General features: G+C 69.9%; 13 protein-coding genes. 2 read left to right on the top strand and 11 right to left on the bottom strand.

The window, feature by feature from the left end; genetic code table 11:
- Positions 1-26 precede the first annotated feature (26 nt).
- Positions 27-605, bottom strand: coding sequence for a hypothetical protein (locus tag IE180_RS36755; RefSeq protein ID WP_229860909.1), 579 nt, complete (start codon positions 603-605; stop codon positions 27-29).
- 119 nt (positions 606-724) lie between these two features.
- Here IE180_RS36755 and IE180_RS26720 point away from each other — a divergent pair, with 119 nt between their 5' ends.
- Positions 725-1,939, top strand: coding sequence for a thiolase family protein (locus IE180_RS26720; protein ID WP_190159514.1), 1,215 nt, complete (start codon positions 725-727; stop codon positions 1,937-1,939).
- Entirely contained in the window at positions 1,936-4,074 is a 2,139-nt protein-coding gene (locus IE180_RS26715; RefSeq protein ID WP_190159513.1) for a 3-hydroxyacyl-CoA dehydrogenase NAD-binding domain-containing protein, read from the top strand. Before IE180_RS26720 ends, IE180_RS26715 begins: the two co-directional genes overlap by 4 nt.
- 73 nt (positions 4,075-4,147) lie before the next feature.
- Here IE180_RS26715 and IE180_RS26710 read toward each other — a convergent pair whose 3' ends face one another.
- The 10 genes from IE180_RS26710 to ngcE all read right to left on the bottom strand — a co-directional run bounded on the left by IE180_RS26710 (position 4,148) and on the right by ngcE (position 17,474).
- Positions 4,148-5,227 (bottom strand): PLL family lectin, encoded by a 1,080-nt coding sequence (locus tag IE180_RS26710; protein ID WP_190159512.1) that lies wholly within the window; start codon positions 5,225-5,227, stop codon positions 4,148-4,150.
- Between the two features lie 109 nt (positions 5,228-5,336).
- Positions 5,337-6,815 carry an amino acid permease gene (locus IE180_RS26705; protein ID WP_190159511.1) on the bottom strand — a complete coding sequence of 493 codons (1,479 nt, stop codon included), beginning with the start codon at positions 6,813-6,815 and terminating at the stop codon, positions 5,337-5,339.
- Positions 6,816-6,970: 155 nt separating this feature from the next.
- Positions 6,971-8,890: a 1-deoxy-D-xylulose-5-phosphate synthase gene (dxs, locus tag IE180_RS26700; RefSeq protein WP_190159510.1), complete on the bottom strand. Its 1,920-nt coding sequence runs from the start codon at positions 8,888-8,890 to the stop codon at positions 6,971-6,973.
- A gap of 250 nt (positions 8,891-9,140) precedes the next feature.
- Complete coding sequence (locus tag IE180_RS26695) at positions 9,141-10,439, bottom strand: sugar ABC transporter permease (RefSeq protein WP_190159509.1); 1,299 nt, start codon at positions 10,437-10,439, stop codon at positions 9,141-9,143.
- A complete protein-coding gene (locus IE180_RS26690) occupies positions 10,436-11,224 on the bottom strand; it encodes an ATP-binding cassette domain-containing protein (protein ID WP_015037000.1) in 789 nt (262 codons plus the stop codon). The genes IE180_RS26695 and IE180_RS26690 overlap by 4 nt, the downstream gene beginning before the upstream one ends.
- A gap of 278 nt (positions 11,225-11,502) precedes the next feature.
- Entirely contained in the window at positions 11,503-12,567 is a 1,065-nt protein-coding gene (locus IE180_RS26685; RefSeq protein ID WP_190159508.1) for a sugar ABC transporter substrate-binding protein, read from the bottom strand.
- A 122-nt stretch (positions 12,568-12,689) separates the two neighbouring features.
- Positions 12,690-13,901 (bottom strand): ROK family transcriptional regulator, encoded by a 1,212-nt coding sequence (locus IE180_RS26680; RefSeq protein WP_190159507.1) that lies wholly within the window; start codon positions 13,899-13,901, stop codon positions 12,690-12,692.
- A 159-nt stretch (positions 13,902-14,060) separates the two neighbouring features.
- Positions 14,061-14,999 carry a carbohydrate ABC transporter permease gene (locus tag IE180_RS26675; RefSeq protein WP_190159506.1) on the bottom strand — a complete coding sequence of 313 codons (939 nt, stop codon included), beginning with the start codon at positions 14,997-14,999 and terminating at the stop codon, positions 14,061-14,063.
- Entirely contained in the window at positions 14,999-15,928 is a 930-nt protein-coding gene (locus IE180_RS26670; protein ID WP_190159505.1) for a carbohydrate ABC transporter permease, read from the bottom strand. Before IE180_RS26670 ends, IE180_RS26675 begins: the two co-directional genes overlap by 1 nt.
- Before the next feature lie 100 nt (positions 15,929-16,028).
- Positions 16,029-17,474, bottom strand: a complete 1,446-nt coding sequence (gene ngcE, locus IE180_RS26665; RefSeq protein ID WP_190159504.1) for an N-acetylglucosamine/diacetylchitobiose ABC transporter substrate-binding protein — start codon at positions 17,472-17,474, stop codon at positions 16,029-16,031.
- Positions 17,475-17,851: the final 377 nt, after the last annotated feature.

Raw genomic sequence — 17,851 nt, 5'->3', positions numbered from 1 at the left:
ATGCCCCGCGCAGGCCGGCTTGACCATCAGCTCGTGGGCGCCCGCGACGGAGTCGTACAGCTGGTACGGACAGGTCGGCGGGCCCGGGGTGAATCCCGGCGGCCGCGGCGCAGCAGGTTCCGCCGGAGGGGGTTGACGTTGCGGAGGTCGTCCCTCTCGGGCCGTGCCGAGAGGCCGGAGCCCTGGAGGTCCCTCAGGAACACGTCGCGGCCGGCCCGCGCCGGCGCCCCGGCCCAGCCGTAGTCCTTGTACCGGAGGCCGAAGCCCGGGAGCACCGGGACGCTCCGGCCGTGGAGCATGAGGACCGGCTTGCGCTTCTGTCCGGGGGGCGTGCCGTTGCGCTCCCGGACGAAGGGCTCGACCTCCCCGCCCTTGTTCGCGGGGACGGTGGACGTGTGCCGGACCCAGTGGTCGGTGGTGGTGACCTTCGCCGTCGGAGTCCTTTCCGTGGGGGCCCGGGGTCGCGCGCCCCGGTCCGGCCGCTTCCGGGCGGGTCGCGGGCGCCACGGCTCGGTCGTCGGCGTGGGCCCGTCGGGTTGCGGGAACCTCCCGACGGAGGGGCGTGCGGAGGGGGCGCGCGTTGTGGTGTGGGATGTGACCTTCACCGCTTGGCCCTCAGGGGGTGGGCAGCCTGGTTACCCACAAGTAGCATGGGGGAAGCAAGCGCACGCTTAGGCGTGGGCCGCAGCAGCAGTGCCATCCCGCACCCTGGAGGAGAGCCATCGTGCCTCGTAGCGTCAGGGACGTCGTCTTCGTCGACGGCGTCCGCACCCCGTTCGGCAAGGCGGGCCCGAAGGGCATCTACCACGAGACCCGCGCCGACGACCTCGTCGTGAAGGCCATCCGGGAGCTGCTGCGCCGCAACCCGGGCCTCGACCCCGCGAAGATCGACGAGGTCGCCATCGCCGCGACCACGCAGATCGGCGACCAGGGCCTGACCCTCGGCCGTACGGCCGGCATCCTCGCCGGGCTGCCGCAGTCGGTGCCGGGCTACTCCATCGACCGCATGTGCGCCGGCGCCCTCACGGCCGTGACGAGCGTCGCCGGTTCGATCGCCTTCGGCGCGTACGACGCCGTCATCGCCGGTGGCGTCGAGCACATGGGCCGCCACCCCATGGGCGAGGGCGTCGACCCGAACCCGCGGTTCGTCAGCGAGAAGCTGGTCGACGAGTCCGCCCTCTTCATGGGCATGACCGCCGAGAACCTGCACGACCGCTACCCCACCATCACCAAGCAGCGCGCCGACGAGTACGCCGTGCGCTCGCAGGAGAAGGCCGCCAAGGCGTACGCCGACGGCAAGATCCAGCAGGACCTGGTGCCGATCTCGGTGCGCCGCACCGACGCCTCCACCGGCGAGACCGGCTGGGGCCTGGTCACCGCCGACGAGCCGATGCGCCCGGGCACCACCCTGGAGTCGCTGGCGAACCTGAAGACGCCGTTCCGCGTCCACGGCAACGTCACCGCGGGCAACGCGGCCGGCCTCAACGACGGCGCCACCGCCTCGATCATCGCCTCCGAGGACTTCGCCCGCGAGAACGACCTCCCGGTCAAGATGCGCCTCGTCTCGTACGCCTTCGCCGGCGTCGAGCCCGAGGTCATGGGCTACGGCCCGATCCCGGCGACCGAGAAGGCCCTCGCCAAGGCCGGTCTGTCCATCGGGGACATCGGCCTCTTCGAGATCAACGAGGCCTTCGCGGTCCAGGTCCTCGCGTTCCTGGAGCACTACGGCATCGCCGACGACGACGCCCGCGTGAACCAGTACGGCGGCGCCATCGCCTACGGCCACCCGCTCGCCTCCTCCGGCGTCCGTCTGATGACGCAGCTGGCCCGCCAGTTCGAGGAGCACCCGGAGGTCCGCTACGGCCTCAACACGATGTGCGTCGGCTTCGGCATGGGCGCCACGGTCATCTGGGAAAACCCCCACTGGGAGGGCAAGTGAGCACCACCGCCGAGCTTCTGAAGGGCGCCGCCGAGCTCTTCCCGGACGAGGTCGTGACCTCGGCCCACGTACGGCACTTCGAACTGCCCGCAGGCGCGGGCCGGTTCGCGCTGATCACGCTGGACAACGGCTTCGACCACACCAAGCCGACCACCTTCGGCCCGCAGTCCCTCGCCAACCTGAACACGGCGATCGACCAGGTCGAGGCCGAGGCCGCGAACGGCGAGATCGTCGGCGTCGGCATCACCGGCAAGCCGTTCATCTTCGCCGTCGGCGCCGACCTCAAGGGCGTCGAGCTCCTCAAGAAGCACGACGAGGCGCTCGCCATCGGCAAGGGCGGCCACGACGTCTTCAAGCGCCTGTCCGCGCTCGCCGTGCCGACCTTCGCGTACTACAACGGCGCGGCCATGGGCGGCGGCGTCGAGGTCGGTCTGCACTGCACCTACCGCACCGTGTCGAAGGCCCTGCCGGCCTTCTCGCTGCCCGAGGTCTTCCTCGGTCTGGTGCCCGGCTGGGGCGGCTGCGCCATCCTGCCGAACCTGATCGGTGCCGAGAAGGCCGTCTCGGTCATCATCGAGAACTCGCTCAACCAGAACCGCCAGCTCAAGGGCAAGCAGGTCTTCGAGCTCGGCATCGCCGACGCCCTCTTCGAGGGCGCCGACTTCCTGGAGCAGTCGCTGATCTGGACCGCCTCGGTCCTCAAGGGCGACGTCACCGTGGACCGTCCCGAGGTCGACCGCGGCGAGGCCTGGGACCAGGCCGTCGCCAAGGGCCGCGCCGTCGCCGACTCCAAGGTGCACGGCGCCGCCCCGGCCGCCTACCGCGCCCTCGACATCATCGAGGCCGCCAAGGACGGCGACCTGCAGAAGGGCTTCGACGCCGAGGACCGGGCCCTCGCGGACCTGATCATGGGCGGCGAGCTGCGCTCCGGCATCTACGCCTTCAACCTGGTGCAGAAGCGCGGCAAGCGCCCGGCCGGCGCCCCGGACAAGTCGCTGGCCCGCCCGGTCACCAAGGTCGGCGTCGTCGGCGCCGGTCTGATGGCCTCCCAGCTCGCCCTGCTCTTCCTGCGCCGCCTGGAGGTGCCGGTCGTCCTGACCGACATCGACCAGGAGCGCGTCGACAAGGGCGTGGGCTACGTCCACGGCGAGATCGACAAGCTGCTCGGCAAGGGCCGCATCAACCAGGACAAGGCCAACCGCCTCAAGGGCCTGGTCTCCGGCGTCCTGGACAAGGCCGAGGGCTTCGCGGACGCGGACTTCATCATCGAGGCCGTGTTCGAGGAGATGTCCGTCAAGCAGAAGGTGTTCGCGGAGGTCGAGGCCGTCGCCCCGGCGCACGCGATCCTCGCCACCAACACCTCCTCGCTGTCGGTCTCCGAGATGGCGTCCAAGCTCCGGCACCCGGAGCGCGTGGTCGGCTTCCACTTCTTCAACCCGGTCGCCGTCCTCCCGCTCCTGGAGATCGTCAAGGGCGAGCAGACCGACGACGCCTCCCTGGCCACCGCCTTCGGCGTCGCCAAGAAGCTGAAGAAGACCGCGGTCCTCACCAAGGACGCCCCGGCGTTCGTCGTGAACCGCATCCTGACCCGCTTCATGGGCGAGATCCAGAACGTCATCGACGAGGGCACCTCCGTGGAGACGGCGGAGAAGGCGGTCGAGCCGCTCGGCCTGCCGATGTCCCCGCTGGTCCTCCTGGAGCTCGTCGGCCCGGCCATCGGCCTGCACGTCTCCGAGACCCTGAACCGCGCCTTCCCGGAGCGCTTCACGGTCTCCCCCAACCTGAAGGCCGTCGTCGAGGCCGGCAAGCGCGGCTTCTACGTCTACAAGCCGGAGAACGGCTTCAAGCCGGAGCTCGACCCCGAGGTCGCCGCGCTCCTGAAGCAGGGCGACGTCGTCCTGACGGAGGAGCAGGTCCGCGACCGCGTCCTCGACGCGGTGGCCCAGGAGATCGGCCTCATGCTGGAGGAGGGTGTCGTCGCCGAGGCGCAGGACATCGACCTCTGCCTGATCACCGGTGCGGGCTGGCCCTTCCACCTGGGCGGCATCACGCCGTACCTGGACCGTGAGGGCGTCTCCGAGCGCGTCAACGGCAAGCGCTTCCTGGCCCAGGGCGTGGCGAGCGTCCCGGCGTAGCACCAGGGCGTCACGACGGACGGCCCCGGCACCTCGCACAGGTGCCGGGGCCGTTCCCGTGTCGCGGGCGGGCTCAGCCCATGGAGCGCCAGCCCTCGAGCAGCAGCCCCTCGGCGCCCACCTTCTGACGGGTCGTGACCGGCGTGCGCCCGTCGGCGACGGCCATCGCGACCAGACCGCCGTCGAGGCCCCGGGTGAGGACGGCGTCCAGGTGCCCGTGCCGCTCCCCGGTCTCCGACCAGTCCAGGCTCTCCGCCTCCTGCTCGCTGGGGTAGGCGGCGAGGGCGAGCCGGCCGTCCTCGGACTGCTGGGCGAGGACCGTGCAGTCGAAGCCGTCGATGAGACAGCGGGTGGCGGACAGCCGACCGGTGCCGACGGCCTTGCCCAGCGACGTCGGCCGCAGGGAGCGCTCCGGCGACCAGGCCATGACCCGGCCCTCCTGGTCGAGGTAGAAGAGCGTCGCGTGCCCGGAGGGGCCGGTGACGGCCGCGAGGGTGCCCATGGTCACCGAGGCGGGCAGTATCTCCTCGCGGAGCGGCTTCGCCCCGGCTTCGCGCTGTACGTAGCGGACGAGGCCCGTGGCGTGCGAGCTGTACAGCTCGACGAGGCCGGAGCCGTTGGTGAGGGCGACCGGCGAGGGGTCGGTCCTGGAGCCCTTCAGGTCCCACCAGGGGTGCCAGCCGCCCGCGTCCTTCTGGGCGCGGACGCTGAGGCCGCCGCCGCCATTGCGCACGAAGGCGTAGACGCGGCCCTGGGCGTCCACGGCGACGGCGGGGTTGCCGGTCCAGGGGCCCTTGCCGTTCGAGTGCCCCAGGGGCCGCCAGGCGGCCGCGGGACGGCCCGTCTGGAACTGGACGGCGTGCACCAGCTCGACGTGGTCCTCGTCCCCGTCCGTGGGCCGCAGGCCGACGAGGTGGACGTAGCGGTCGGCGCCCTGGCCGACGGCGAGGAAGGGGGTCAGACCGTCGCCGCCGAGGGAGACGGGGCCGCTCCAGCCGCCGCCGGGCTCCTCGGTCCAGCGCACCACCTCGCCGTCCCGGGGCAGGTAGGCGCTGAAGCGGCCCTCCTCCCCTCTGGTCAGCCAGCCGCCCTGGAGCACGGGGGCGGCGGGGCCGTGGGAACGGTCGTTGGGGGCCTGGGATCGGTTCGCCATGAGGGGATCCAGCACTCCGGTCGTCGGGAGGAGTTCGGGTACGAACCGACTGTATCCGCCCTCCCGGACGCTCTCCGCCGCGCCCGGGGACCCCGTGACCCCGGCCCGCTCAGTACCGGGCGCTCCGGCCCTCCTGACCGAGCCGGCTGTGACGGCGCCCGTACAGGAAGTACACGAAGAAGCCGATCACCATCCAGACGGCGAACCGGAACCAGGTCTCGCCCGGCAGGTTGAGCATCAGCCAGAACGAGGCGGCGATGGAGAGGATCGGCAGCACGGGCACCCAGGGGGTGCGGAAGGCGCGCGGCAGGTCGGGGCGGGTGCGGCGGAGCACCATGACGCCGACGGCGACGACGACGAAGGCGAAGAGGGTGCCGATGTTCACCAGGGTCGCCAGTTCGTTGATGCTGGTGAAGCCGGCGACGATCGCGATGATCACACCGAGCAGGATGGTCGGCCGGTAGGGGGTCCTGAACCGCGGGTGCGTGACGGAGAAGAAGCGCGGCAGCAGGCCGTCGCGGCTCATCGCGAAGAAGACGCGGGTCTGGCCGAGCAGCAGGATCAGACAGACGGTGGTGAGGCCGACGGCGGCGCCGAAGCTGATCACGCCCGCGTACCAGGGGTGCCCGGCGGCCTTGAAGGCGTCGGCGAGCGGGGCGCTGGTGGACAGCCGGGTGTACTTCTCCATGCCGGTGACGACGAGGGCGACGGCCACGTACAGCACGGTGCAGATCAAGAGCGAGCCGAGGATGCCCCGGGGCATGTCCCGCTGCGGCAGCTTGGTCTCCTCCGCGGCGGTGGCCACCACGTCGAAGCCGATGAAGGCGAAGAAGACGACGGAGGCGGCGGTGAAGATGCCCATGACGCCGAAGTTGGTCGGCTCGTAGCCGAAGATCAGCTGGACCAGTGGTTCGCTCCAGCCGGAGCCGCCGCCGGGCGGGGTGACGGCCGGCGGGATGAAGGGCTTGTAGTTGTCGCCGACGATGAAGAACAGGCCGGCGATGATCACGATCATCACCACGGTCACCTTGATCGCGACGACGACAGTGGTGATCCGGGCGGAGAGCTTCATGCCCAGGACGAGGACGACGGTCAGCACGAGGACGAGCAGGAACGCCAGGATGTCGAAGGTGCCGCCCGCGACGTCGGGGCCCTCCAGAGCGGCCGGCAGGTGCCAGCCGATGTTGTCCATCAGGGATCTGACGTACCCGGACCAGCCGACGGCGACCACCGCCGTGCCGAGCGCGAACTCCAGGACCAGGTCCCAGCCGATGATCCAGGCGGGCAGCTCGCCGATCGAGGCGTACGCGAAGGTGTACGCCGATCCCGCCACCGGCACCGTCGAGGCGAACTCGGCGTAGCACAGGGCCGCGAGGGCGCAGACGATGCCGGCGGCGACGAAGGCGAGGGCGGTGGCCGGTCCGGCGTTCTCCTTGGCGACCTTGCCGGTGAGGACGAAGATGCCGGTGCCGATGATGACGCCGACGCCGAACACCGTCAGGTCCCAGGCCGACAGGGACTTCCGGAGCGCGTGCTCCGGCTCCTCGGTGTCCCGGATCGACTGCTCGACCGTCTTGGTCCGGAACATGCCGGTATTCGCGCGTGGCTGCTGGTCCGTGCTCACGTCCACCTCCCTGCCATGGGGCTGCCCGCCCTGTGGCCAGAATGCACGCGAAAGGGCCGGTCGGCACTCCGAAGAGTGAGCCGACCGGCCCAAAGGTGACGCCGGGTGAGGCCGCTCCGTCAGTCGCGGGCGGGCTCCACAGCCTTGGCGCTGCTCTCGAACCGTCCGTCGAGCCGCGAGACCAGGCCGGTGACCTGGCGCGCGATGTCCGGGGCGGTCAGCCCGATCTCGGCCAGGACCTCGCCGCGGGAGGCGTGGTCGAGGAAGCGCGGCGGGATGCCGAAGTCACGCAGCGGCACGTCCACACCGGCGTCGCGCAGCGCCTGGGCGACGCCGGAGCCGACACCGCCGACGCGGCTGTTGTCCTCGACGGTGACGACGACCCGGTGGCGCTCGGCCAACGGGGCGAGGGCCTCGTCGACCGGCTTGACCCAGCGGGGGTCGACGACGGTGGTGGAGATGCCCTGGCGGTCCAGGAGGTCCGCGATCTCCAGGCACATCGGCGCGAGGGCGCCCACGGAGACCAACAGGACGTCGGGCTTGTCCGCGCCGGCCTCGCGGAGCACGTCCATGCCGCCGACGCGGCGCAGGGCGGGGACGGCCGGGCCGACCGCGCCCTTGGAGAAGCGCACCACGGTCGGGGCGTCGGTGACCTCGACGGCCTCGCGCAGCTGGGCGCGGACCTGGTCGGCGTCGCGCGGGGCGGCGAGCCGCAGGCCGGGCACGACCTGGAGGATCGACATGTCCCACATGCCGTTGTGCGAGGCGCCGTCGGTGCCGGTGACCCCGGCCCGGTCCAGGACGAAGGTGACGCCGCACTTGTGCAGGGCCACGTCCATCAGGACCTGGTCGAAGGCGCGGTTGAGGAAGGTCGCGTAGACCGCGAAGACCGGGTGGAGGCCGCCGGTGGCGAGGCCGGCCGCGGAGACCGCGCCGTGCTGCTCGGCGATGCCGACGTCGAAGACCCGCTCGGGGAAGGCCTTGGCGAACTTGTCGAGGCCGACGGGCTGGAGCATGGCCGCGGTGATGGCGACGATGTCCTCGCGCTCCTTGCCGAGCGCCACCATCTCCTCGCCGAAGACCGAGGTCCAGTCGGCGCCGGAGGAGGCGATGGGCAGGCCGGTGTCGGGGTGGATCTTGCCGACGGCGTGGAAGCGGTCGGCCTCGTCCTGGAGGGCGGGCTGGTAGCCGCGGCCCTTCTCGGTGAGGCAGTGGACGATCACCGGGCCGCCGAAGCGCTTGGCGCGCGTGAGGGCGGACTCCAGGGCCTCGATGTCGTGGCCGTCGATGGGGCCGACGTACTTGAGGCCGAGGTCCTCGAACATGCCCTGCGGGGCGATGAAGTCCTTGAGGCCCTTCTTGGCGCCGTGCAGGGTCTCGTAGAGCGGCTTCCCGACGACCGGGGTGCGCTCCAGGATGTCCTTGCCGCGGGCGAGGAAGCGCTCGTAGCCGTCGGTGGTGCGCAGGGTGGCCAGGTGGTTGGCGAGGCCGCCGATGGTGGGCGCGTAGGAGCGCTCGTTGTCGTTGACGACGATGACGAGCGGACGGTCCTTGGCGGCGGCGATGTTGTTCAGCGCCTCCCAGGCCATGCCGCCGGTGAGGGCGCCGTCGCCGATGACCGCGACGACGTGGTCGTCCTTCTTCAGGACCTCGTTCGCCTTGGCCAGGCCGTCGGCCCAGCCGAGGACGGTGGAGGCGTGCGAGTTCTCGATGACGTCGTGCTCGGACTCGGCCTGCGAGGGGTAGCCGGAGAGGCCGCCCTTCATCTTGAGCTTCGAGAAGTCCTGGCGTCCGGTGAGGAGCTTGTGGACGTAGCTCTGGTGGCCGGTGTCCCAGAGGACCTTGTCCTTCGGGGAGTCGAACACCCGGTGCAGGGCGATGGTCAGCTCGACCACACCGAGGTTGGGGCCGAGGTGCCCGCCGGTCTTGGAGACGGCGTCCACGAGGAACGTCCTGATCTCGTCGGCCAGCTGGTCCAGCTGTTCCGGGGAGAGCCGGTCCAGATCTCGCGGTCCCCTGATACGGGTCAGCAGAGCCACCCGTTCCTCCTTGCTTTGAGCTGGTCGAGCTTGCCGATTTGTCGAGTCTAATGTTCCGTCTTGGATCGTGGGCATCGGGCCGGGGGGTGAGGCGTCACCCGCACGGCCGACAAGCCGCTGATCTGTACGGCTCCGTACGCGCGCGTGCGCCGGTCCGGATGCGCGCGTCGCTCCGTACGCGCGCGTGCACCGGTTCGGACGCGCCACAGCCCGGCACCGGTTTCCCGGTGCCGGGCTGTTGTGACGGGGGTTACGCGCGGCCCGCCGTCTTCTGCGTGCGGCGGGAGACCGAGTCGATGATCACGGCGACGAGCAGGACCGCTCCGGTGATCATGTACTGGATGGCGTTCGAGGACAGGTTCATCTGGTTGAGGCCCTGGACGATCGACTGGATGACCAGGATGCCCAGGAGCGCCGACCAGACCTTGCCGCGTCCGCCGAACAGGGACGTGCCGCCGATGACCGCGGCCGCGATGCACATCATCAGCTGGTTGCCGCCGCCGAGGGAGCGGTCGGCGCCGCCCGTCGCGGAGGCGAGGAAGAGGCCGCCGACGGCACCCATCGTTCCGGAGATCATGAAGACCGAGATCCGGATCCACGACACGTTGATGCCGGCGCGGCGGGCGGCCTCGATGCCGCCGCCGACCGCGAAGACCTGGCGGCCGTACGTGGTGCGCCGCAGGACGAAGTCGGTGACGAGCAGGATCACCAGGAAGATCACCAGGGAGAGCGGCAGGCCCTGCTCCTGGTTGAAGCCGTACGCGGCGACGAGGACGAGGACCGCGAGGACGGCGGTCCGCAGGATGATCTCGCTCTGCGGGCGGTGCGGCAGCTCGGCGGCCTTGCGGCGGCGGGAGTCGCGCAGCTGGGCGAGGTAGAAGGCGGCGATCACGACCGCGGCGAGGCCGTAGGCGGCGGCGACGTCGGAGAAGTAGTACTTCGTGAGGTCGTTGACGAAGCTGCCGATCGGGGTGGAGATGGTGGAGCGCTCGCCCATCACCCAGGTCTGCAGGCCGGCCCAGCCGAGGAAGCCGGCGAGGGTGACGACGAAGGCGGGCACGCCGATCTTGGCGAAGACCAGGCCGTGGAAGGCGCCGATCAGGGTGCCGGACAGGATGCCGAGGAGGATGGCGAGGCCGTCGGGCATGTCGGTGCCGAGGACGCCCCAGACCGAACCGGCCAGACCGGCCACGGAGCCGACGGCGAGGTCGATCTCGCCGAGCAGCAGGACGAAGACGATGCCGACGGCCATGATGCCGGGGCCCACCGCGTACAGGGTGATCTGGTCGAGGTTGTACGAGGTGATGAAGTTGCCGGTGAGGGCCTGGAAGACGATGCCGATGACGATCAGGCCGACGACGACGGGCAGCGAGCCGATCTCGCCCGAGCGGATCTTGCGCTTGAACTCGTCGACGTAGCCCTTGAAGCCCTGCTCGCGGACGAGCAGGCGGGGGTCGACGGCGGGGACGGCGGCGGCGGCCGGGGCCGCCTCCTCGCCCGCGCGCGGCTCGGGCACGGTGTCCTCGGAGGTGCTGGGGGTCGTGCTCACTTCGCTACCTCCGCGTTGCGGGCCTGACGGCGGGTCACGGCGTTGTCCGTGGCACCGGTGATCGCGGCGATGATCTCTTCGTGCGTGGTGGTGGCCACCGGGAAGGTGCCGTTGTTGCGGCCGAGGCGCAGCACCGCCACGGTGTCGGCGACGGCCTTGACGTCGGCCATGTTGTGGCTGATGAGGATGACGCCGAGGCCCTGCTCCCGCAGCCGCTCGACCAGGTCGAGGACCTGTGCGGTCTGCTCGACGCCGAGCGCGGCGGTGGGCTCGTCCAGGATCACGATCTTCGGGTCGCCGACCAGGGCGCGGGCGATGGCCACGACCTGCCGCTGGCCGCCGGAGAGGGCGGCGACGGGGATGCGGACGCTGGGGATGCGGATGGAGAGCGTGGAGAGCAGGTCCTTGGCCCGCTTCTCCATGGCGACCTCGTCGAGGACGCCGCCCTTCTTGATCTCGCGGCCGAGGAACAGGTTGGCGACGACGTCGAGGTTGTCGCAGAGCGCGAGGTCCTGGTAGACGGTCGCGACACCGAGGTTCTGGGAGTCGTGCGGGCGCTGGATCTCGACGCGCTCGCCCTCCCACTCGATGACGCCCTCGTCGATGGGGTGCACGCCGGCGATCGTCTTGACCAGCGTGGACTTTCCCGCTCCGTTGTCGCCGACGAGCGCGACGACCTCTCCTGCGTGGACTTCGAGATCGACACCGGAGAGGACCTGGACCGCTCCGAACCGCTTGAAGATCCCGCGCAACGCCAGCACGGGCGTCTGGGACACGTGAACCAACTCCTTCGCCGCCCGGGGGGGCGGCGGCATGTCGCGCCGCCGGTGCAGCGCCGAAGTTTCGAGGGGGGCTGGGCTCGTCCGGCCCCCGGACCGACAGCGGGGTCTGGGTCGGCCGGGGGCCGGACGGGCTGGGGGGCGGATCCGGGCGTGGTGCGCCGGCCTTGTTACCGGGGGTCTTCACCCTCTGTACTCGGGGCCGCGCGGCGCCCGCTTCGGGGGCGGCTCACGCCGGGATCCGTGCCGGCCGGGCCCGCGGGGCCCGGCCGGGTCGGGCGGGGTTACTTGATGCCCAGCTCGGTGCACTTGGCGGCGAGGTCCGCCGTGCAGAGGTCGGCGGCCTTGTAGATGCCGTCCTTGACGACCGTGGACTGGATGTTGGTCTTGTCGACCACGACCGGGGCGAAGAGCGTGGAGGGCACGCCGTCCGTCGTGCCCTGGGCGCCCAGGTCCTTGCCCTTGAGCAGGTTCACCGCGAACTTGGCGGCCTCGGGGGCCAGCTGGAGCGGCGACTTGTAGATGGTGAAGGTCTGGGTGCCGGCGATGATGCGCTGGACGCCCGCGACCTCGGCGTCCTGGCCGCCCACCGGGATGCCCTTGACGCCGGCGTTCTCGAGGGAGGTGATGATGCCGCCGGCCATGCCGTCGTTCGCGGAGTAGACGGCGCCGATCTTGTCCTTGCCGACCGAGGAGATCGCGGCGGACATCTTCTCGCCGGCGACCTTCGGGTCCCATTCGCCGGAGGCCTCGTAGGCGATCTTGCCGACCTTGCCGTCGAGGGCGGTGTGGGCGCCCTTCTTGAACAGGGCGGCGTTGGGGTCCTTCTCGTCGCCGTTGATCATCACGACGTTGGCGGCGGCGGCCTTCGCGCCGAGCGCGGTCAGCAGGGCCTGGCCCTGGAGCTCGCCGACCTTGTTGTTGTCGTGGCTGACGTAGGCGTCGGCGCCCGGGACGGCGCGGTCGTACGCGACGACCTTGACGCCCTTGGCCTTCGCGTCCTTGACCCAGCCCTCGGCCTTGGCGGCGTCGACCGGGTCGAGGGCGATGACCTTGACGCCGTCGGCGATCAGCTGGTCGAACTGCTGCTTCTGCTTCACGACGTCGGAGACCGCGTTGTTGTAGACGATCTCGCAGTCGGAGCAGGCGGCCTTGACGGCCTTCTCGAACTGGGGCTTGTCGAGGGCCTCGTAACGCGAGGTCTTGTTCTCCGGCAGGAGCAGACCGATCTTGGTCGAGCTGCCCTTGTCGCCGCTGTCGTCGCCGCCGGCCTGGCCGCAGGCGGCGAGCGAGAGGGCCATCGAGACCGCGGCCGTGGCTATGACGGCACGACGCGTCACTGCGTTCATGTGGGGTTGCCTCCCTGACGAGGCCGCGACGGTGCGGCCGAGGTGTCCCGAAGTCAACTCGGCCGCAACGTCGCCGTCAAGAAGTAAATCCTTAACGAGATGACAACGACGGTGTTCGTTATCTAAGTGAAGGCAAGGCGAGAGGTCGGAGCGGCCGCGGGCAGCGCGCTCTCCAACAGGGTCGAATCACCCATTTCGCTCAGCACGAGGGCGAGCGCGCCGAGCACCTCGGCGCGCCCGCCGAGGGCCCCCTGGACCAGCGAGAGCTGCCGGGCGGCGCTGGGGATCGCGTACCGCGAGACGGAGTCCCTGATGGGCGCGAGGACCAGCTCACCGGCCTCGGCGAGGTCGCCGCCGAGCACCACCCGGCTGGGGTTGAGGAGGTTGCAGAGGTTGGCGATGCCGCTGCCGATGTGCCGCCCGACGTCGGCGATCACCCGGCGGCAGCCGGGGTCGCCCTCCCGGGCCAGCTGGACGACCCGCTCCATGGTCAGGTCGGGGCCGTGGCTCGGCCGGAGCAGCGGCAGGACGTACCGCGCGGCGGTGAAGGTCTCCAGGCAGCCGCGGTTGCCGCAGCGGCAGACCGGTCCCGACTCGTCCAGGGTGATGTGCCCGATCTCCCCGGCGGTGCCGCCGGGCCCCCGGTACACCCGCCCGTCGATGACGAGTCCGGCGCCGACGCCGCTGGCCACCTTGATGTAGGCCAGGTCCTTGACGCCCCGGCCGCTGCCCCAGACGAGCTCGCCGAGCGCGCCGAGGTTGGCGTCGTTGTCGACGTGCACGGGGACGCCGAGCCGGCCGGAGAGCTCCTCCGCGGGGTTGATGCCGCTCCAGCCCGGCAGGATCGAGGTCGAGCCGAGGGTGCCGGAGGAGACGTCGATCGGGCCGGGCACGCCGAGGCCGACGCCGATCACCTTGTCGGGACCGATGCCGGTGGCCCGGATCAGCCGCTTGACCAGTTGCTCGGCGCGGTCGAAGCCCTCGGCGGCGGAGCCGTCCACGTCGAGCGGCTCGGTCTCCTCGGCGAGCACCTGGTGGGCCAGGTTGCCGACGGCGACCCGCAGGTGGGTGTGGCCGAAGTCCACGCCGATCACGATGCCCGCGTCGCTGGAGAGCGAGACGCTGCGGGCCCGGCGGCCCCCGGCGGAGGTCGGCGTGACCTCGACGGTGCCGCCGTCCTTCAGCTCCCGCACGATGTTGGAGACCGTGGCGGCGGAGAGGCCCGTCGTCCGGGCGATCTCCGCCTGGGTGAGCGAGCCGGCCATGCGTACCGCCCGGACGACCCGTTCGAGATTGGCCCTGTGCAGAGACGTCTGCGATCCAGGAGTCTCCATCGACTCTCTCACTCCCACCGTTTTCTCCAACATGTGAACTCTAAGGGGACGCTTTCGGCTTGGTCCCCGTCAAGACCTCGAGTGTCGGGCGGCGAGCGTCACACGACGCGCGGGCCCCCGGCGCGGGTGCGCCGGGGGCCCGGGGAGCGGGTGGCGGGGTTACTTCACGGCGCCGGCGGTGAGGCCGGCCACCACCTGCCGCTGGAAGATGACGTACGCCGCGAGGACCGGGAGCATCGCCATCACCAGGCCGGCGAAGAGGCCGGACCAGTCGCCCTTGTACCCCTGGCTGACGGCCAGCTGGACGAGGCCCTGCGAGAGCACCTTCTTCTCCGGTTCGGTGTTGAGCACCGTCGGCAGCAGGTACTGGTTCCACTGGCCGAGGAAGTTGAAGATGCCGACGCTGATGAGGCCGGGCCTGGCCATCGGCAGCATCACCTGGAAGAAGGTCCGGGTGTGCGAGGCGCCGTCCACGAAGGCCGCCTCCGCCACCGAGGTCGGCAGGGTGCGGAAGAAGGCCGTGAGGAAGAAGACGGTGAACGGCAGCGAGTACGCGATGTAGACCAGGATCAGGCCGTGCAGCGTGTTGAGCAGGGCCATGTTCTGGAGCACGTAGAAGAGCGGCACGAGCGCCAGGATGACCGGGAAGCTCATCCCTCCGATGAAGAGGAAGTAGATGAAGCGGTTGCCCGGGAAGTCGAAGCGGGCCAGGACGTAGGCCGCCATGGAGCCGAGGAGGAGCGTGCCGAAGAGCGAGCCGCCGACCACCAGGAGGGTGTTCAGGAAGTAGTCGCTCATGTGCGCCTCGGTCCAGGCGCGCGACCAGTTCTCGAAGTGCAGGCCGTCGGGCAGGGACCAGGGCGAGGTGAAGATCGCCTTGTCGGTCTTGAAGGAGGTCATGACCGCCCAGAGCAGCGGCATGACGACCATGATCGCCCAGATGATCAGGACGCCGTGCGAGAAGACGTTGAGGGTCGCGCCCTCGGCCTTGGCGGTCCTGCGGGGGGCGGGCGCCGCCGTCTTGGTGACCACGGGGCCCGGTCCTGCCGGGGAGCCGGGGGTCTCGACGCCGGGGGTGGCAGTGTCGGTCGTCTTCATCAGAACTCCAGCCGCTCGCGCCGGCCCACCTTCATCACGACGGCCGCGAAGGCCAGCGTGACGACGAGGAGCGCGACACCGATGGTCGTTGCGTAGGCGGCCTGACCGTCCCGGAACGCCTTCTGGTACACGTACAGCGGAAGGACGATGGTGGAGAAGTCGGGTCCGCCGCCGTTGGGGCCGACGGTCATGATCTGGACGACGGCGAACGATTCCGCGCCGAGCGCGAGGATGCCCATGTAGATCCAGCCGGACTGCACGGTGTCCCAGAGCAGCGGCATGGTGATCCTGAAGAACGTGGTGAAGCGGTTCGCGCCGTCGAGCAGGGCCGCCTCGTAGAAGTCCCTCGGAATGGAGGCCATGCCCGCCGAGAAGAGGACGACGAAGAATCCGACCGTGGACCAGACGAGGACGACCATCACGCAGATGAGGGCGAGGTCCGGATCTCCGAGCCAGTCCGGCTGGATGCTGTCGAGACCGACGCCCTTCAATACGGAATTGATGGCTCCGCTGTTCGGGTTGTACGCGAACTGGAAGAGCAGCGCGACGATCGCGATCGACAGCACCTGCGGGAAGAAATAGACGATCTTGTAGAAAGAGGACCCGCGCACACCCGCGATCGCCGCGCCCTTGCGGCGCCGACCGCCGACATTGAGCATGAAGGCGAAGAAAAGCGCGAGCCCCACGGTCACCAGGGGCAGCACCACCGCGAAGGTCAGGCTGTGCTGGAGCGATTTCCAGAAGACCTCGTCGTCCAGCATCCTGCTGTAGTTGTCGAATCCGACCATCCCGAATTCGGGGCTCAGTCCGGTCCAGTCCGTGAACGAGTAGTAGATGGACTGGATGAACGGCCAGATGACGAACAGCACGTAGAGCGCGAGGGGGGCCGCCAGGAACCCCACGATGAAACGGTACTTTCCGTGTTGCATTCCTACCGACCCCGATCTTCCCGCGGAGGCGCGCCGCTGGTGCCACGCGCCGAGGGGCCGGGGCCCGCTCCCGGTCGGCGGGAAGGGGCCCCGGCACTGCTCACTGGTGCTTGTAGTGCTTGATCGAGGAGTCCTTGGCCGCCTCGTCGGCGTACTTCTGGATCTTCTTGATCGTCTCGGCCGGGGTCGCGCGGCCGGCCATCATCTCGCCGAGGCCGGCGACGCCGATCTTCTCCTTCTGGAGGGCGACGTACCAGTCCTGGAGGCGCGGGTTGACGACGTTCTGGCCGGCCTTCTCCAGGGCGGCGACGCCGGACTTGAGGCCCGGGGTCAGCTCGATGCCGTCGGTGCCGCCGTTGAGGGCGGTGAGGGACTTCACGGACTGGGTGAAGTTCTTCGAGGAGGCCTCGCCGAGCATGATGCGCAGCTGCTCCAGGCCGCCCTCCGGGTTCTTCGCCTTCGCGGGGACGATGAAGGGCTCGCCGCCGGACGCCCAGATGGTGCCGAAGGGCATCTTGTCGGACGAGTCGATGCCCGTCGGGGCCGAGACCGCCAGGTCGAAGTCCGCCGGCATGGTCTTCGCGGCCTCGTTCTCGACCCAGGAGCCGTTCGGGATGAACAGCGCCTTGCCCTCGGTCCAGGCGGTCTGCGACTGGATGTGGTCGAGGCCGGGGGTGCCCTTGAGGATGTAGCCCTTCTTGACGAGCTCGTAGTACGCCTCGAAACAGGTCTTGACCGCGGGGTGCTCCCAGGCCTTCGGCTCCAGGTTGTCGATGGCGTCGAGGACCTCGCGGCCGCCGACCTTGCCGATCATCGGGTAGAGCGAGAAGGGGACGTAGTACGGGTACTTGCCGGCGTACGTCCAGCCCGCGATGCCCTTCTTCTTGGCCTTCTCGCAGACGGCCAGCATCTCGTCCCAGGTCTCGGGGTACTTCGCGTCGAGGGAGTCGAGCAGCTTCTGCGAGTACCAGACGCCGTAGACCGTGTAGGCGTAGTACAGGATCCACACCGGGTCGCCGTCGAACTGGCCCATCTCGACGATGCCGGGCCGCAGGGTGTCGCGGACCTTCTTGCTCGGGTCGTCGATGGAGGGCGCGTCCAGGAGCGGGGTGAGGTCCGCCAGCTGCTTCTGGCCGACGAGGACGCCCATGTCCATCTGCTCGGCGCCGGAGTTGTCGATGAGGTCCGGCGGGGTGCCGCCGTTGAAGCGCGGCTGCAGCGTGGTGGTGATCTTCTGGGTCGGCGTGAACTTGACGCTCGCCTTGGGGTAATTGGTCTCGTAGACCTTGATCGCGTCCTTGGCGTACTGCTGTCCGAATCCGCCGTCGAAGAGGACGAAATCGAGCGGTGCCGACTCGTTCACCCCGAGAGGGTTCTTGTCGGACTTCGCGCCCTTCTCGACCTTCTCGTTACCGCTGTCGCCACTGCTCGCACAGGCGGACAGGAAGCCCATGGTCGGCACGGAGATCAGACCGATGGCGGCGGAACGCTTGATCAGATCGCGACGGCCGAGGCCCTCACTGTCGTGTGCGGAGGTGGATCCCATGCTCAAGTCCTCGCCTTCATTCAGGACTCAGGCGGTGTACCGGTCGCCCGTACTCACTCGCCACAGGCGAAGGGCCCCGCCACCGCGGTCATTTGCAGCCGGGTCGTGCACGCGTCGGGCCGTCGTCGGATTGCTCCGACTGGCTGGACGCCGACAGGTATAGTCCACTTCCCTTCACGGGAGCAAGATCGAAACCAGGTTTGCACGACCATCTTTCCCGAGTTGAGACCTCCGGGATAAGCACGCTGGATCTGCGGCGTTTCGTCCAAGCATTCGCCACGCAACACCCTTGACACGACATCAGGGTCACCCCATGGCCCGGGCCGACGCGTCAGGTGGTCGAGGACGCGCGGAAGGAAACGCACAAATGGGGCATA

It is taken from the genome of Streptomyces litmocidini (assembly GCF_014649755.1).
In the GTDB taxonomy this organism is placed as follows: Bacteria; Actinomycetota; Actinomycetes; order Streptomycetales; family Streptomycetaceae; genus Streptomyces; species Streptomyces litmocidini.
Note: the sequence above shows the minus strand (reverse complement) of the source record. Positions and strands in the feature narration are given on the sequence as shown.

Bases quoted from the DNA above. Each gene is read 5' to 3' on its own strand.
- IE180_RS26670 (WP_190159505.1), bottom strand. From the start codon at position 15,928: ATGCAACACGGAAAGTACCGTTTCATCGTGGGGTTCCTGGCGGCCCCC.
- ngcE (WP_190159504.1), bottom strand. From the start codon at position 17,474: ATGGGATCCACCTCCGCACACGACAGTGAGGGCCTCGGCCGTCGCGAT.
- IE180_RS26710 (WP_190159512.1), bottom strand. From the start codon at position 5,227: ATGGCGAACCGATCCCAGGCCCCCAACGACCGTTCCCACGGCCCCGCC.
- IE180_RS26680 (WP_190159507.1), bottom strand. From the start codon at position 13,901: ATGGAGACTCCTGGATCGCAGACGTCTCTGCACAGGGCCAATCTCGAA.
- IE180_RS26705 (WP_190159511.1), bottom strand. From the start codon at position 6,815: ATGTTCCGGACCAAGACGGTCGAGCAGTCGATCCGGGACACCGAGGAG.
- IE180_RS26685 (WP_190159508.1), bottom strand. From the start codon at position 12,567: ATGAACGCAGTGACGCGTCGTGCCGTCATAGCCACGGCCGCGGTCTCG.
- IE180_RS26675 (WP_190159506.1), bottom strand. From the start codon at position 14,999: ATGAAGACGACCGACACTGCCACCCCCGGCGTCGAGACCCCCGGCTCC.